This window comes from Klebsiella sp. CN_Kp097 (genome assembly GCF_040064495.1).
Lineage (GTDB): Bacteria > Pseudomonadota > Gammaproteobacteria > Enterobacterales > Enterobacteriaceae > Klebsiella > Klebsiella aerogenes.
The window spans coordinates 1-15,753 of the sequence record NZ_JBEAIL010000023.1 but is presented as its reverse complement, the minus strand read 5'-3'; the positions used below and the strand labels follow the sequence as shown (position 1 = coordinate 15,753).

Sequence of the window (15,753 nt, the reverse complement as noted above, 5' to 3'; positions counted from 1 at the left end):
ATAAAAGCAGAACTCTCCGAAGATGATTGCCATAAAAAAAAGGGCCGACGATATCGTCAGCCCCTGTGTGTCGCTATCCGGCCCGGCCGGTACGCTTATTTGGTGATTTGCGCGTGCATTTCCTGCACCGAAATCACCTTCTCGGTCGCATCGGCATTCAGCGCCATCGCGGTGGCGAAGCCGCCGTTCAGGGTGGTGTCGTAATGCACCTTGTATTGCAGCGCGCTGCGGCGAATCAGCTTGGAGTCTTCAATCGCCTGACGTCCTGCGGTGGTGTTGATGATGTAGGTATATTCGCCATTCTTGATACGGTCCTGAATGTGCGGACGACCTTCATGCACCTTGTTCACCAGACGCGGATTGATACCGGCTTCACCCAGAACAATCGCGGTACCGTGGGTTGCATCCAGCTCGAAGCCCTGTTTCAGCAGTTTTGCCGCCAGGTCGACAACGCGCTCTTTGTCGCCTTCGCGAACGGAGAGCAGCGCGCGGCCTTGTTTCTTCATCGTGGAGTTGCTGCCCAGTTGTGCTTTGGCGAACGCTTCCGCGAAGGTGCGGCCCACGCCCATCACTTCCCCGGTAGAGCGCATTTCCGGCCCTAACAGCGGGTCAACGCCCGGGAATTTGTTGAACGGCAGCACCACTTCTTTGACCGAATAGTACGGCGGGATGATTTCTTTGGTGACGCCCTGCTGCGCCAGCGTTTTACCGGCCATTACGCGTGCCGCCACTTTCGCCAGCGGTACGCCGGTGGCTTTCGACACGAACGGTACGGTGCGCGCCGCGCGTGGGTTGACTTCAATCAGGTACACTTCGTTGTTTTTCACCGCGAACTGTACGTTCATCAGGCCGCGAACCTGCAGTTCGAAGGCCAGTTTCTGCACCTGCTCACGCATCACATCCTGAATCTCTTTGCTCAGAGTGTAGGCTGGCAGAGAACAGGCGGAGTCGCCGGAGTGCACGCCCGCTTGTTCGATATGTTCCATGATACCGCCAATCAGCACCATTTCGCCATCGCAGATAGCGTCGACGTCGACTTCAACCGCGTCGTCGAGGAAACGGTCCAGCAGTACCGGCGCATCGTTGGAGACGCTCACCGCGGTCAGGAAGTAACGGCGCAGGTCAGCTTCGTCATAAACAATTTCCATCGCGCGGCCGCCGAGCACGTAAGACGGGCGCACCACCAGCGGATAGCCGATCTCTTTTGCCTTCTCAACCGCTTGCTCAATCGCGGTCACGGTGGCGTTCGCCGGCTGCTTCAGTTTCAGGCGGTCAACCGCATGCTGGAAGCGCTCGCGGTCTTCAGCGCGGTCGATGGCGTCCGGGCTGGTGCCGATAACCGGCACGCCTGCGGCTTCCAGTTCACGCGCCAGCTTCAGCGGGGTCTGGCCGCCGTACTGCACGATAACGCCTTTTGGCTTCTCGATACGCACGATTTCCAGTACGTCCTCAAGCGTTACCGGCTCGAAGTACAGACGGTCGGAGGTGTCGTAGTCGGTCGAAACGGTTTCCGGGTTACAGTTGACCATGATGGTCTCGTAACCGTCTTCGCGCAGCGCCAGCGAGGCGTGTACGCAGCAGTAGTCAAACTCGATACCCTGGCCGATACGGTTCGGGCCGCCGCCGAGCACCATGATTTTATCGCGGTCAACGGACGGATTAGATTCGCACTCGTCTTCATAGGTAGAGTACATGTAGGCGGTATCGGTGGCGAATTCCGCCGCGCAGGTATCCACGCGCTTGTAAACCGGGTGCAGGTTGTAGTGATCGCGCAGCTTGCGGATTTCCGCTTCGCGCACGCCCGCCAGTTTCGCCAGACGCGCATCGGCAAAGCCTTTACGCTTCAGGTGGCGCAGGAAGTCAGCGTCGAGGCCGTTGATGCCCACAGCCGCTACTTTCTCTTCCAGGCGCACCAGCTCTTCGATTTGTACCAGGAACCAGCGGTCGATATTGGTCAGGTTGAAGACGCCGTCGACGGAGAGGCCGGCGCGGAAGGCATCAGCGATGTACCAGATACGCTCGGCGCCCGCATCTTTCAGCTCGCGGCGGATTTTGGTCAGCGCTTCCGGATCGTCGAGGCTGACTTTCGGGTCGAAGCCGGTGGCGCCCACTTCCAGGCCGCGCAGCGCTTTCTGCAGAGATTCCTGCTGCGTGCGACCAATCGCCATCACTTCGCCGACGGATTTCATCTGCGTGGTCAGACGGTCGTTAGCGCCAGCAAATTTTTCAAAGTTAAAGCGTGGAATTTTGGTCACAACATAGTCGATGGACGGTTCGAAGGAAGCCGGAGTACGGCCGCCGGTAATGTCGTTCATCAGCTCATCGAGGGTGTAACCTACCGCCAGCTTCGCCGCGACTTTGGCAATCGGGAAGCCGGTCGCTTTCGAGGCCAGCGCCGAAGAGCGGGAGACGCGCGGGTTCATTTCGATAACGATAAGGCGACCATCTTTCGGGTTCACCGAGAACTGTACGTTAGAACCGCCGGTTTCCACGCCGATTTCACGCAGTACCGCCATCGAGGCGTTACGCATGATTTGGTATTCTTTGTCGGTCAGGGTCTGCGCCGGGGCGACGGTAATGGAGTCGCCGGTATGAATCCCCATGGCATCGAAGTTTTCAATCGAGCAGACGATGATGCAGTTATCGTTCTTATCGCGCACCACTTCCATCTCGTACTCTTTCCAGCCGATCAGCGATTCATCAATCAGCAGTTCGTTGGTCGGAGAGAGATCCAGGCCGCGTTCGCAGATTTCTTCGAACTCTTCGCGGTTATAGGCGATACCGCCGCCGGTGCCGCCCATAGTAAAGGACGGACGGATGATGCATGGGAAGCCAACTTCAGCGGCCACCGCCAGCGCTTCTTCCATGGTGTGCGCAATGCCGGAACGCGCGGTGTCGAGACCGATTTTTTTCATCGCCACGTCGAAGCGACGGCGGTCTTCCGCTTTATCGATCGCATCGGCGGTCGCACCAATCATGGTCACGCCGAACTCTGCCAGCACGCCCTGACGCTCCAGCTCCAGCGCGCAGTTCAGCGCGGTCTGGCCGCCCATGGTCGGCAGCACCGCGTCCGGACGCTCTTTTTCGATAATTTTACGCACCACTTCCCAGTGAATCGGCTCGATATAGGTCGCATCGGCCATTTCCGGGTCGGTCATGATGGTCGCCGGGTTAGAGTTCACCAGAATAACGCGGTAACCCTCTTCGCGCAGGGCTTTACAGGCCTGTGCGCCAGAGTAGTCAAACTCACACGCCTGACCGATAACAATCGGGCCCGCGCCCAGAATCAGGATACTTTTTATGTCTGTACGTTTTGGCATGGCTCTTTTACTCCTGATTATTTCGCGGACTGACGGTATTGCTCAATTAACTCGATAAAGTGGTCGAACAGCGGCGCGGCATCGTGCGGGCCCGGGCTCGCTTCAGGGTGCCCCTGGAAGCTAAACGCCGGCTTGTCGGTACGATGGATCCCCTGCAGGGTGCCGTCGAACAGTGACTTGTGGGTCACGCGCAGGTTGGCAGGCAGCGTCGCTTCGTCAACGGCAAAGCCGTGGTTCTGAGCGGTAATCATCACTACATTGTTATCGATATCTTTAACCGGGTGGTTACCGCCGTGGTGGCCGAATTTCATCTTAATGGTCTTCGCGCCGCTCGCCAGCGCCAGCAGCTGATGGCCGAGACAGATGCCAAAGACCGGAATATCGGTGGTGAGGAATTTTTCAATCGCCGCGATGGCGTAATCGCACGGCGCCGGGTCGCCAGGACCGTTAGACAGGAAAATACCGTCCGGATTCAGCTTAAGCACGTCTTCTGCCGACGTTTGCGCCGGAACGATAGTCAGGCGGCAGCCGCGGTCAACCAGCATCCGCAGGATATTGCGCTTGGCGCCGAAGTCATAAGCCACGACGTGGAACGGCAGATCGCTTTCCGCCTTTGCTTCCGGCAGGTCGCCTGCCAGTGTCCAGCTCCCCTGGGTCCATGCGTAAGTCTCTGCGGTCGTGACCTCTTTAGCCAGGTCCATGCCGTTCAGACCAGGGAATGCCTGGGCTTTTTCCAGCGCCAGTTGGGCATCAAGATTATCGCCGGCGATGATGCAGCCATTCTGCGCCCCTTTCTCACGCAGTAAACGCGTCAGCTTACGGGTATCGATATCGGCAATGGCCACAATGTTATGGCGCTTCAGGTAAGAAGAAAGGTCTTCGGTATTGCGGAAGTTGCTGGCAATCAGCGGCAGGTCGCGAATGACCAGCCCTTGTGCATGTACCTGAGAAGATTCTTCATCGGCGGCGTTGGTGCCGACATTTCCAATATGGGGATAAGTAAGAGTGACGATTTGGCGGGAATAGGAAGGATCAGTGAGGATTTCTTGATAACCGGTCATTGAAGTATTGAAAACGACTTCCCCAACCGCCGTGCCGGTTGCCCCGATGGCCCGACCGTGAAACTGGGTTCCGTCTTCCAGAACCAAAAGCGCTGACTTAATCAAAACACCCTCCAGAGAATATTCACTCACTTTATTTGCATATTAATTCATACATGGATCTGAATCAATGCAAATTTTTGCCCGCAGAATTTTGGCAAACGGCGGCATTCTGGAGAGATGTCGGGTAAAAGTCAACTTAAAGCAGATATTTTTAACCTTATTTTACGCCACTGGCGCGTAACGGGCGATTTTTACGGTAAAAAGATCAACTAACCTGGTTGAGAAAACGCTTGCGGGCGTGGAAAACTGTAAAATCACTCACCGGAGGGGAAAAAAGTGGACCAGATGGTCAAAATTTACAATCCAATAACCATAAATCATGAGATAAGTCAGTTTTTTAAACCACTAACAAAGAAAAAAAGTTCAAGATGCAAAAATAAAAAAGGGCAATAAAATATTGCCCTTTGCAATCAATCACATATTGAATGCAATAACCACATCACGATGGGTAATAATCATTATAAAGAATTCAGATCAAGCACATCTTTCATGTCAAAGAGACCACTTTTTTTGTCTTTCAACCACAAAGCAGAACGAACGGCGCCATTGGCAAAAGTCATCCGACTGGAAGCCTTGTGGGTGATTTCGATACGTTCCCCGATATCGGCGAACATCGCCGTATGTTCGCCGACGATGTCGCCCGCGCGAACGGTAGCAAAGCCAATGGTACCCGGAACGCGTTCGCCGGTATGACCTTCACGACTATAGACGGCGCAGTCCTTCAGATCTTTGTTCAATGCCCCGGCGATCGCCTCGCCCATCGCCAGCGCGGTACCTGATGGCGCATCCACTTTATGCCTGTGGTGCGCTTCGATAATTTCGATATCGGTATAATCGCCCATCACCTTCGCCGCCTTCTCCAGCAGCTTTAACAGCACGTTGACGCCAACGCTAAAGTTAGCGGCAAAGACGATGGCAATGTCCTGCGCGGCATCGCTAATCGCCTGCTTTCCGGCATCATCAAAACCGGTGGTGCCGATCACCATCCCTTTGCCGTGCTGACGGCAGAAAGCCAAATGGTTGAGCGTGCCTTCCGGGCGAGTAAAATCGATCAATACATCGAAATCATCGTTTACCGCCGCCAGGCTACTTTGTACCGTAACGCCTGATTTGCCTGCGCCTGCCAGCTCGCCCGCATCGCTGCCCACCAGGCTTGAACCTTCGCGCTCCAGCGCCGCGCCAAGCGCCACGCCTTCCATCTGCAGCGCAGCCTGAATTAACTGGCGTCCCATCCGGCCTCCCGCGCCGGCGATGGCCACGCGGATTTGTGCATCTTGCATAGCTATTCTCTTTTGTTAACTTCACGTGAATTGTTTTCAGAGTAACCAGCCCGTTGCATAGCCGCTACTCAAAAACGCCGATAATTAGAAATTTATGACAAACGGCGGTCGATATCAGTAAAAACTATATGATTGTGCCGCGATTCGGCGTTTAAGTAGTGGAATTCGGGTGGGGGTACGGTAGCGCCCCGCCCGCGCGGTGCGGGCTAAGGCGTTGTTGTACTAAATCAAAGAGGGAAAAGCTCACCGGCGGGAAAAGCGGACAAAAACCAGGTTACCGCCAACAAATCGGCGCTGCCGCCGGGGCTAAGGTGGCGGGCAATCAGTTCGTCATCGAATTGACGCAACGCCTCCAGCCCGCCGTCAGCCATGACGCCGCCCTGCCACAACAGCCGCTGCGCCTCCTGCTGCACAAAGTTCAGGCCGGCAAGCCCGCCGCGTGAGACCAGATTGGTGTCATCATTCCACGCCATCAGATGCAGCAAGGTTTGCAGCAACGCCAGGTTGCTATCGCCAGTCTCTTCCATCATGCGGTTGAACACCGGTAGCGCCTGGGTACGCACGGTACGAAAGCCGCTCTCAGCCTCGCCGCGGGCGCCGGAGAGACCATAACGTAGAAAATGGGCTTCGCCTTTGCTTAACGGTTCGCCGCTGGAAGCGGAGAGTTCTTGCATAACCATGCCGCGACAGAATCGCGCCACCTGGTCGCATAGCCGATGCTGTTCAATCGGCTCGCCTTTCGATACCAGCCTTCCCGCCGCCGCGCTCAGCAAACCGAAAGCGAAGATCGCCCCGCGATGGGTATTCACTCCGCCGGTGGCCTCCAGCATATCGTTCTCGCAGGCCATTCCCACCGGACGCAGCATCATTAACACCTGTTCCGGCACGATCGCCGCGGTATCGTGGCCCATGATGAAAAATTTCTCCATCCACGGCGCCACCACCGCGGTACTGGCCTCAAACGAGGCCAGGTCCATATCGTGATGGGCGCCAGCGTTACGAATATCCACCAACCCGGGCTTTGGGGTCAGGCGAACTTCGGTCAACAGCGCTCGCTCTACCGCACTGACCACCTCTTCAGCGTTCAGCGGTTTCACGCGCAGCGAACGCTGCGGATTGATTAACACTTCGCTCATTGCCCTTCCCCCTCTGCGTTTAGTCGCTGTTTTTCACCTGACGAATAACATCAAGCACGGAGCCATCGCGATAGCGCACCACCGCCACCACCCGCTCGGTAAACTCGATCGGCTGCGGCTTGCCGGTTAGCAGTTCCGCACGCTGCTGCAGTTCCTCAATAGTCATCAGCGCAATGCCCGCGTTGCGCAAATTGTCGATCAGATCCTGGCGCGCCGGGTTTACCGCTATGCCGTGGTCGGTGACCAGCACATCTACGCTGGCTCCCGGCGTGACGCGGGTCAGCACTTTTTCCACGACGCAGGGAATACGGCCGCGAACTAACGGCGCGGTAATGATGGTCAAATCCGCGCCGGCGGCGGTATCGCTATGGCCGCCGGATGCGCCGCGCAGCACGCCGTTAGAGCCGGTCATCACGTTAACGTTAAAGTCGGTATCGATTTCCAGCGCGCTGAGCATCACCACGTTTAATCGCTCGCAGGAGGCGCCTTTAGAGCCCGGGCTGGCATACTGATTGGTGGAGATCTCAACGTGGTTTGGGTTCTGCGCCAATGAACGCGCCGCGTCGCCATCGAACGATTGGGTATCGAGCAGCGTTTTAATCAACCCTTTTTCGTGCAGGTCAACCATGGTCCCGGTGATGCCGCCAAGGCCAAAGCTGGCGGTAATGCCGTTACGGCGCATTTTGTCTTCGAGGAAGCGGCTCACCGCCAGCGAGGCGCCGCCGGTACCGGTCTGCAGCGAGAAACCGTCTTTAAAGTACCCGGAATGCTCAACCACTTTTGCCGCCTGGCGGGCGATCAGCAGCTCGCGCGGGTTGCTGGTCAGACGGATCGCGCCAGCGGTGATTTTTTCCGGATCGCCGACTTCGTCCACCTGGACTATCAGATCGACCTGATCCTGGGCGATACTGGCCGGATAGTTAGGATAATCCACCCACTCTTCGGTCAGCAGCACTACGCATTTGGCATGTTCCGCATCAACGCGCGCGTAGCCCAGCGAACCGCAGCGTGATTTACCGCTAAAGCCGTTGGCGTTGCCAAACTCATCGCAGCAAGGAACGCCGAGAAACGCGACATCAATCGACAGCTCGCCGCTTTGAATCAGCTGTACGCGACCGCCGTGGGAGTGGATCTGTACCGGGTTTTCCATCAAACCGGCGGAGATCTCCTCGCCCAACTTGCCGCGCAGGCCGGAGGTGTAGATCTGGCGGATCACGCCATTTTTAATATGCTCGATCAGCGGCCAGTGGGCGTCGATCAGCGAACTGGATGCCAGCGTCAGATCGCGAAAACCCATTTCCGCCAGCTTCGCCACTACCATATTGACGACTTTGTCACCGCCGCGAAACGCGTGGTGGAACGAAATGGTCATGCCGTTTTGCAAACCGGAACGACGAATCGCCGTTTCCAGCGAATCGCAGATTTTACGCTGACGTTTTTCGCTTTCGCTCGCCAACCACGGGCTTTTCGCCGTCACGCCCGCATAAGGCGCTAACCCTTCCGGCATCACGTACTGCTGATTAAGCATTGTTACTGTCTCTTTCATCTTATTCCCCTTAATCACGAATACCGGAAGCCGAGAGCGCCACCACTTTGCGAGCATGGTCGATAATCGGTCCATCGATCATCTTGCCGTTCAGCGATACCACGCCAAGACCTCGCGTTTCGGCTTCTTCCGCCGCGGCAATCACTTCCAGCGCGTGATCGACCTCTTTGCGCGTCGGGGCATAGACCTGATGCAGGAGTTCAATTTGTCGTGGGTTAACCAACGATTTGCCGTTAAAACCGAGGTTTTTGGCCAGATTCGCTTCCGCCAGGAAGCCCTCTTCGTTATTGATATCCGACCACACCACGTCATAGGCGGCGATGCCGGCAACGCGCGCGGCATGCAGCACGGCGCAGCGGGCGTAGAACAGTTCAGTACCGTCGCCGCGGGAGGTGCCCATATCCATGACGTAATCGAAGGCCGCCAGCGCGATCGCCGCCAGACGCGGGCTGGCGCGGGCGATCTCCACCGCGTTCACCACGCCCAGCGCCGACTCGATCGCCGCCATTAACTTGGTGCTGCCCACTTCCCGGCCGCACTCGCGTTCAATCCGCTCAACATGCGCTTCCAGCTCATGGATATCTTCTTTGCTGTCGGTTTTCGGCAGACGCACCATATCCACGCCCGCGCGGACTACCGCTTCAAGGTCGGCGAGACCGAACGGCGTATTCAGCGGGTTAATGCGCACCACGGTTTCGATATCCTGATACAGCGGATGCTGCAGCGCCTGATGCACCAGCAGGCGGGCGGTATCTTTTTCGCGTAGCGAAACGGCATCTTCAAGGTCGAACATCACCGCATCGGCGCCGTAAACGAATGAAGTGCTTAACATGGCGGCATTGGCGCCAGGGATGAACAGCATACTGCGACGTGGTTTCATAGCTGGCTCCATTGTAATTGGGACTGTTGCGCCGCGCGCAGCGCCGCGGCCTGTACGCGGGCCCGCAGTACGCACTCCAACGCGCCTTTATCATCGACCACCACGTTGGCCTGCTTCACGCCAAGCTGCGCCAGCGTTTCTCTGACCACCTGCTCAATCGCGGCGCCAAACTGCTGTTTCACAATGCTGTCGATTTCCAGCTGAATGCCCGGCTGCGCCGCCGGTCCAATCCTGACCATCACATCGCTGGACTCCAGCGTGCCGGCCAGGGCGTCAATCTTCATTTCCATAGGGGAAAATCCTTAGTTAGGGCATAAAAATCAGGCGGTTTGATGTTCGCTTTCCGCCAGTTGCATCAGAAAAGAGAGGGTCCCCGGCGGTACCAGCGCCGCGACCGCCTGCCAGTTGCGCTGTCGATAGAGTTCGCGCACTCGGGAGGCCGACACGGGTCCGCCATTTTTTTCGATTCGCGCCAGCTCAACCACTTCAATGGGCGGCGCGTCGCCTGGCGCTTCCAGCAGGGACTTCATGCGCTGGTTGTAATTACGGGTCAGGGGACACAGCGGCTCGGTGCCGACAAAACGATGGGTAATCTGCAGCGCCGGGGCCAGACGCTCGCGGAAGAGCTGCAGGTCAATCTGGCTGTGGCAGTCATCAACCACCCCCTGCTCTTTCAGGAAATAGCCGGGGAACGTCGCCCGCGAGATCAGATACGCCGAACCAGGATGCAGCGTCACCTTATCGATGCCGGCAATCCCCTGTTCAATGAGTTTGAAGCGATCGTGATAGGAAAAGCAGGACGCATCTTCTTTGACCACAAACAGATGTAGCCAGTCGCACTGGCTGGCCGCCTGTTCCACCAACCAGCGGTGGCCAAGGGTGAAGGGGTTGGCGTTCATCACGATAGCGCCGATTTTTCTTCCCGGCTGAAGATACATCGCCAGCTGTCGGCAGTAACGAGTCAGTCGTTCGCGGCTATTTTCCATTAGCACGGCGCGGTCGCCCGCCTGGGCTATCGGCCAGAAGCCGGCGCCGGAAAATAGCGCGGCATTGCAAGGTTTAGTGAACAAAAACAGTTCGCTGCGCCCCAGTTCATAGGCCAGCGTCAGGAGCTCGGTCAGTAATTTAAGGCTCAGCCCTTCCCCCTGCAGCGAGGGATCGATGGCAATACATTTCAGTACATTGCCGGCAATAGCACCGCAGCCGACCAGCCGCTGTTGATACTCGGCGACGATCGCCATTTCACAGTCGGCTTCTAACGACAGCTGATGCTGGCGAAGAAACCGATCGATCACATCTCTGCGCGGTTTATCTTTTAATAGCTGAACGCGTTTTAATATCAGAGTCATTTTTAGCGCTTCGTTATTCCAAAACGAACTGTATTTCGCCAGCGTTCGACTGTTGATACTTGTATTTAAGTCACAGTTTTTCTCGTGGCTTAATTGTCTTTATGGTTTTTATGTTGTTAATTAATTCAGCATCATTAAACCAATTAAATTAATAAAAAACACGAGTATTCAGTGAAGGTAATCACACCTTACCACTAAAGCTATTTATTACTATGCGCCGGTATTATTACTCCATCAATAAACAGGAAAACGTTTATGACTAACATGAGTCAGGCTCCGGCGACGGAGAAGAAGGGCGTTAGCGACCTGCTGGGATTTAAAATCTTCGGCATGCCGCTTCCCCTTTACGCGTTTGCGTTAATTACGCTATTACTTTCACATTTTTATAACGCTTTACCCACCGACATCGTCGGCGGTTTTGCCATCATGTTTATCATCGGCGCTATATTCGGTGAAATTGGCAAACGCCTGCCAATATTCAACAAATATATAGGTGGTGCTCCAGTAATGATTTTCCTGGTAGCCGCTTATTTTGTTTACGCCGGTATTTTTACGCAGAAAGAAATCGATGCTATCAGCAACGTTATGGATAAGAGTAACTTCCTTAACTTATTCATCGCGGTATTAATTACCGGAGCAATTCTGTCGGTGAACCGCCGCCTGCTGCTGAAATCACTGCTCGGCTATATTCCAACCATCCTGATGGGCATTGTCGGCGCGTCTATTTTCGGCATCGCTATCGGCCTGGTGTTCGGCATTCCGGTGGATCGCATCATGATGCTGTATGTCCTGCCGATCATGGGCGGCGGCAACGGCGCGGGCGCGGTTCCGCTGTCGGAGATCTATCACTCCGTCACCGGTCGTTCTCGCGAAGAGTACTACTCAACCGCTATCGCTATTCTGACCATCGCTAACATCTTCGCCATCGTCTTTGCCGCCGTCCTCGATATCATCGGCAAAAAACATACCTGGATGAGCGGCGAAGGCGAACTGGTGCGTAAAGCCTCGTTCAAAGTCGAAGATGACGAGAAAGCGGGACAAATCACGCATCGTGAAACCGCCGTCGGTCTGGTGCTTGCCACAACCTGTTTCCTGCTGGCGTATGTCGTCGCGAAGAAAATCCTGCCAAGCATTGGCGGCGTTTCGATTCACTACTTCGCGTGGATGGTGCTGATCGTTGCAGCGCTGAACGCCTCCGGCCTGTGTTCACCGGAAATCAAAGCCGGCGCCAAGCGTCTGTCTGATTTCTTCTCTAAACAGCTGCTGTGGGTACTGATGGTCGGCGTCGGCGTCTGCTACACCGACCTGCAGGAAATCATCAATGCCATCACCTTCGCTAACGTCGTTATCGCCGCCATTATCGTTATCGGCGCAGTGCTCGGCGCGGCGATCGGCGGCTGGATGATGGGCTTCTTCCCAATTGAATCAGCGATCACCGCTGGCCTGTGTATGGCTAACCGCGGTGGTTCCGGGGACCTGGAAGTTCTGTCCGCCTGTAACCGTATGAGCCTTATCTCTTATGCGCAAATCTCCTCCCGTTTGGGCGGCGGTATTGTGCTGGTCATCGCCAGCATCGTGTTCGGCATGATGATTTAACCCATACGCACGATGGCGCCGTTGAGCGGCCGAAGAAGTTGACCCAGTCAGGGACCAGCGCCGGGGGCGGCTGCGGGAAATCCACCCTGCTCCTTAGCCGGAAGCGTCGACAAGCTCGCCAACCAACGCGCCATCGTGCCCTTATTCGAGATTTTTTATGACTGATGCCGTTCTGTTAGGCGAAGGCTTCACCCTGATGTTCCTCGGCATGGGCTTCGTGCTGGCGTTTCTGCTGCTGCTCATTTTCGCCATCCGGGGAATGTCTCTCGCCGTTACCCGTCTGTTCCCTGAGCCGCCTGCCGCGCCCAAACCGGCGCCTGCGGCCGTCGCGCCCGCTGACGACTTCGCCCGTTTAAAGCCGGCGATTGTCGCCGCCATTCACCACCATCGCCGCCTTAATTCTTAATTCACGGAGGAATTCATGACCGTTGCCATTACCGATGTCGTCCTGCGCGACGCCCACCAGTCCCTGTTCGCCACCCGTCTGCGTCTCGACGATATGCTGCCCGTTGCGGCTGCGCTCGACGACGTCGGCTACCGCTCCCTCGAATGCTGGGGCGGCGCCACCTTTGACGCCTGCATCCGCTTCCTCGGCGAGGACCCGTGGGTCCGCCTGCGCGAGCTGAAAAAGGCGATGCCGAAAACTCCGCTGCAGATGCTGCTGCGCGGCCAGAACCTGCTCGGCTACCGCCACTACGCCGATGACGTGGTGGAGCGCTTTGTCGAGCGCGCCGTCAAAAACGGCATGGACGTGTTCCGCGTCTTTGATGCCATGAACGACCCGCGCAACATGCAGGCCGCCCTGCAGGCGGTCCGCCGCCACGGCGCCCACGCCCAGGGCACCCTCAGCTACACCACCAGCCCGGCGCACACCCTGCAGACCTGGCTCGACCTCACCGAACAGCTGCTGGAGACCGGCGTCGACTCCATCGCCATCAAGGACATGTCCGGCATCCTCACCCCGCATGCCGCCTTTGAGCTGGTCAGCGAAATCAAAAAACGCTATGACGTCACCCTGCACCTGCACTGCCACGCCACCACCGGCATGGCGGAGATGGCACTGCTGAAGGCGATTGAAGCCGGCGTCGACGGCGTCGATACCGCCATCTCCTCGATGAGCGCCACCTACGGCCACCCGGCCACCGAAGCGCTGGTGGCCACCCTCGCCGGCACGCCGTACGACACCGGCCTCGATATCCACAAGCTGGAGAGCATCGCCGCCTACTTCCGCGAGGTGCGCAAAAAATACCACGCCTTCGAAGGCCAGCTGAAAGGCACCGACAGCCGTATCCTGGTCGCCCAGGTGCCGGGCGGCATGCTCACCAACCTTGAAGGCCAGCTGAAGCAGCAGAGCGCCGCCCACCGTCTGGATGAGGTACTGGCGGAAATCCCCCGCGTGCGCGAGGACCTCGGCTTCATCCCGCTGGTGACCCCGACCTCGCAGATTGTCGGCACCCAGGCGGTGCTCAACGTGCTGGGCGGCGAGCGCTACAAAACTATCGCTAAAGAGACCGCCGGTATCCTGAAAGGCGAATACGGCCACACCCCGGCGCCGGTTAACGCCGCCCTGCAGGCGCGGGTGCTCGACGGCGCCGACGCCGTCACCTGCCGCCCGGCCGACCTGCTGAAGCCGGAGCTGGCGGAGCTTGAAGCCGACGTGAAACGCCAGGCGCAGGAGAAGGGCATCACGCTTGCCGAAAACGCCATCGACGACGTGCTCACCGTGGCGCTGTTCCCGCAAATCGGCCTGAAGTTCCTCGAAAACCGCCACAACCCGGCGGCCTTTGAGCCGGTGCCGCAGGTGGAAGAAGTAAAATCTGCCGCGCCGGCAAAAGCCGCCGCCTCCGGTATCTACACCGTCGAAGTGGAAGGCAAAGCCTTCGTGGTCAAGGTCAGCGACGGCGGCGACGTCAGCCAGCTCAGCGCCGCTGCGCCGGTAGCCGCTGCTGCCCCGGCCCCGACTGGCGCCGGCACCCCGGTGACCGCGCCGCTGGCGGGCACCATCTGGAAGGTGCTGGCCAGCGAAGGCCAGGCGGTGGCGGAAGGCGAGGTGCTGCTGATTCTGGAAGCCATGAAGATGGAAACCGAAATCCGCGCCGCGCAGGCCGGTACCGTACGCGGTATCGCGGTGAAATCCGGCGATGCGGTGGCGGTCGGCGACACCCTGCTGCAGCTGGCGTAAGGACGAGGAGCGCAAATGGAAAGTCTGAACGCCCTGATTCAGGGCATGGGGCTGATGCATCTGCAGGCCGGCCAGGCCGCGATGCTGCTGGTCAGCCTGCTGCTGCTGTGGCTGGCGATTGCTAAAAAGTTCGAGCCGTTACTGCTGCTGCCGATTGGCTTCGGCGGCCTGCTCTCCAATATCCCGGAGGCCGGGCTGGCGCTGAGCGCGCTGGAAAATCTGCTGGCCCATCACGACCCGGTCCAGCTGGCGGTGATTGCCGCGAAGCTCAACTGCGCGCCGGACGTCCACGCCATCAAGGAAGCGCTGGCGCTGGCCCTGCCGTCGGTACAGGGGCAGATGGAGACGCTGGCGGTGGATATGGGCTACTCCTCCGGAGTGCTGGCCATCTTCTATAAGGTGGCGATTGGCTCGGGTATCGCGCCGCTGGTGATCTTTATGGGCGTCGGGGCGATGACCGATTTCGGCCCGCTGCTGGCCAACCCGCGCACCCTGCTGCTGGGGGCGGCGGCGCAGTTCGGGATCTTCGCCACCGTGCTCGGGGCGCTGACGCTGAACTACTTCGGCTTCATCCACTTCACCCTGCCGCAGGCGGCGGCCATCGGCATCATCGGCGGCGCCGACGGCCCGACGGCTATCTACCTGTCGAGCAAGCTGGCGCCGGAGCTGCTGGGGGCCATCGCGGTGGCCGCCTACTCCTATATGGCGCTGGTGCCGCTGATCCAGCCGCCGATCATGAAGGCGCTGACCAGCGACAAAGAGCGGAAGATCCGTATGGTGCAGCTGCGTACGGTGAGCAAACGCGAGAAGATCCTCTTCCCGGCGGTGCTGTTGCTGCTGGTGGCGCTGCTGCTGCCGGACGCCGCGCCGCTGCTGGGGATGTTCTGCTTCGGCAACCTGATGCGCGAAAGCGGCGTGGTGGATCGGCTGAGCGATACGGTGCAGAACGCGCTGATCAATATCGTCACCATCTTCCTCGGGCTGTCGGTGGGGGCCAAGCTGGTGGCGGATAAGTTCCTGCAGCCGCAGACGCTGGGGATCCTGCTGCTGGGGGTGATCGCCTTCTGCGTGGGCACCGCGGCCGGGGTGATCATGGCGAAGCTGATGAACGTGTTCAGTAAACACAAGATCAACCCGCTGATCGGTTCCGCCGGGGTGTCGGCGGTGCCGATGGCGGCGAGGGTATCCAACAAGGTGGGTCTGGAAGCGGACGGGCAGAACTTCCTGCTGATGCACGCGATGGGCCCGAACGTGGCCGGGGTGATCGGCTCGGCGATCGCCGCCGGGGTGATGCTCAAGTA

12 protein-coding genes are annotated in these 15,753 nt (G+C 58.1%); 4 read left to right on the top strand and 8 right to left on the bottom strand.

Annotated elements, in window-relative coordinates:
- Nucleotides 1–95: 95 nt before the first annotated feature.
- From carB to citC, 8 genes are all read right to left on the bottom strand, one after another.
- Nucleotides 96–3,320, bottom strand: a complete 3,225-nt coding sequence (gene carB, locus ABLV07_RS19075) for a carbamoyl-phosphate synthase large subunit (RefSeq protein ID WP_020079631.1) — start codon at nucleotides 3,318–3,320, stop codon at nucleotides 96–98.
- 17 nt (nucleotides 3,321–3,337) lie between these two features.
- A complete protein-coding gene (gene carA / locus ABLV07_RS19070; RefSeq protein WP_015704367.1) occupies nucleotides 3,338–4,486 on the bottom strand; it encodes a glutamine-hydrolyzing carbamoyl-phosphate synthase small subunit in 1,149 nt (382 codons plus the stop codon).
- Between the two features lie 455 nt (nucleotides 4,487–4,941).
- Nucleotides 4,942–5,763 (bottom strand): 4-hydroxy-tetrahydrodipicolinate reductase, encoded by an 822-nt coding sequence (dapB, locus tag ABLV07_RS19065; RefSeq protein ID WP_047036906.1) that lies wholly within the window; start codon nucleotides 5,761–5,763, stop codon nucleotides 4,942–4,944.
- A 227-nt stretch (nucleotides 5,764–5,990) separates the two neighbouring features.
- Complete coding sequence (citG, locus tag ABLV07_RS19060) at nucleotides 5,991–6,899, bottom strand: triphosphoribosyl-dephospho-CoA synthase CitG (protein WP_015704364.1); 909 nt, start codon at nucleotides 6,897–6,899, stop codon at nucleotides 5,991–5,993.
- A 19-nt stretch (nucleotides 6,900–6,918) separates the two neighbouring features.
- Nucleotides 6,919–8,445, bottom strand: coding sequence for a citrate lyase subunit alpha (gene citF, locus ABLV07_RS19055; RefSeq protein WP_058676292.1), 1,527 nt, complete (start codon nucleotides 8,443–8,445; stop codon nucleotides 6,919–6,921).
- Nucleotides 8,446–8,455: 10 nt separating this feature from the next.
- Nucleotides 8,456–9,325 carry a citrate (pro-3S)-lyase subunit beta gene (citE, locus tag ABLV07_RS19050; protein ID WP_015368307.1) on the bottom strand — a complete coding sequence of 290 codons (870 nt, stop codon included), beginning with the start codon at nucleotides 9,323–9,325 and terminating at the stop codon, nucleotides 8,456–8,458.
- Nucleotides 9,322–9,615 carry a citrate lyase acyl carrier protein gene (gene citD, locus ABLV07_RS19045; protein WP_012542888.1) on the bottom strand — a complete coding sequence of 98 codons (294 nt, stop codon included), beginning with the start codon at nucleotides 9,613–9,615 and terminating at the stop codon, nucleotides 9,322–9,324. The genes citE and citD overlap by 4 nt, the downstream gene beginning before the upstream one ends.
- A gap of 30 nt (nucleotides 9,616–9,645) precedes the next feature.
- Nucleotides 9,646–10,674, bottom strand: a complete 1,029-nt coding sequence (citC, locus tag ABLV07_RS19040) for a [citrate (pro-3S)-lyase] ligase (RefSeq protein ID WP_348853713.1) — start codon at nucleotides 10,672–10,674, stop codon at nucleotides 9,646–9,648.
- A gap of 255 nt (nucleotides 10,675–10,929) precedes the next feature.
- Between citC and citS the strand changes: the two genes are divergently transcribed.
- From citS to ABLV07_RS19020, 4 genes are all read left to right on the top strand, one after another.
- Entirely contained in the window at nucleotides 10,930–12,270 is a 1,341-nt protein-coding gene (citS, locus tag ABLV07_RS19035) for a citrate/sodium symporter CitS (RefSeq protein ID WP_015368309.1), read from the top strand.
- A gap of 157 nt (nucleotides 12,271–12,427) precedes the next feature.
- Nucleotides 12,428–12,676: an oxaloacetate decarboxylase subunit gamma gene (locus ABLV07_RS19030; protein ID WP_015703617.1), complete on the top strand. Its 249-nt coding sequence runs from the start codon at nucleotides 12,428–12,430 to the stop codon at nucleotides 12,674–12,676.
- A gap of 15 nt (nucleotides 12,677–12,691) precedes the next feature.
- Entirely contained in the window at nucleotides 12,692–14,452 is a 1,761-nt protein-coding gene (gene oadA / locus ABLV07_RS19025) for a sodium-extruding oxaloacetate decarboxylase subunit alpha (RefSeq protein ID WP_348853714.1), read from the top strand.
- Nucleotides 14,453–14,467: 15 nt separating this feature from the next.
- On the top strand, nucleotides 14,468–15,753 hold a 1,286-nt coding region (locus ABLV07_RS19020; RefSeq protein ID WP_116289758.1), incomplete at its 3' end, for an oxaloacetate decarboxylase subunit beta.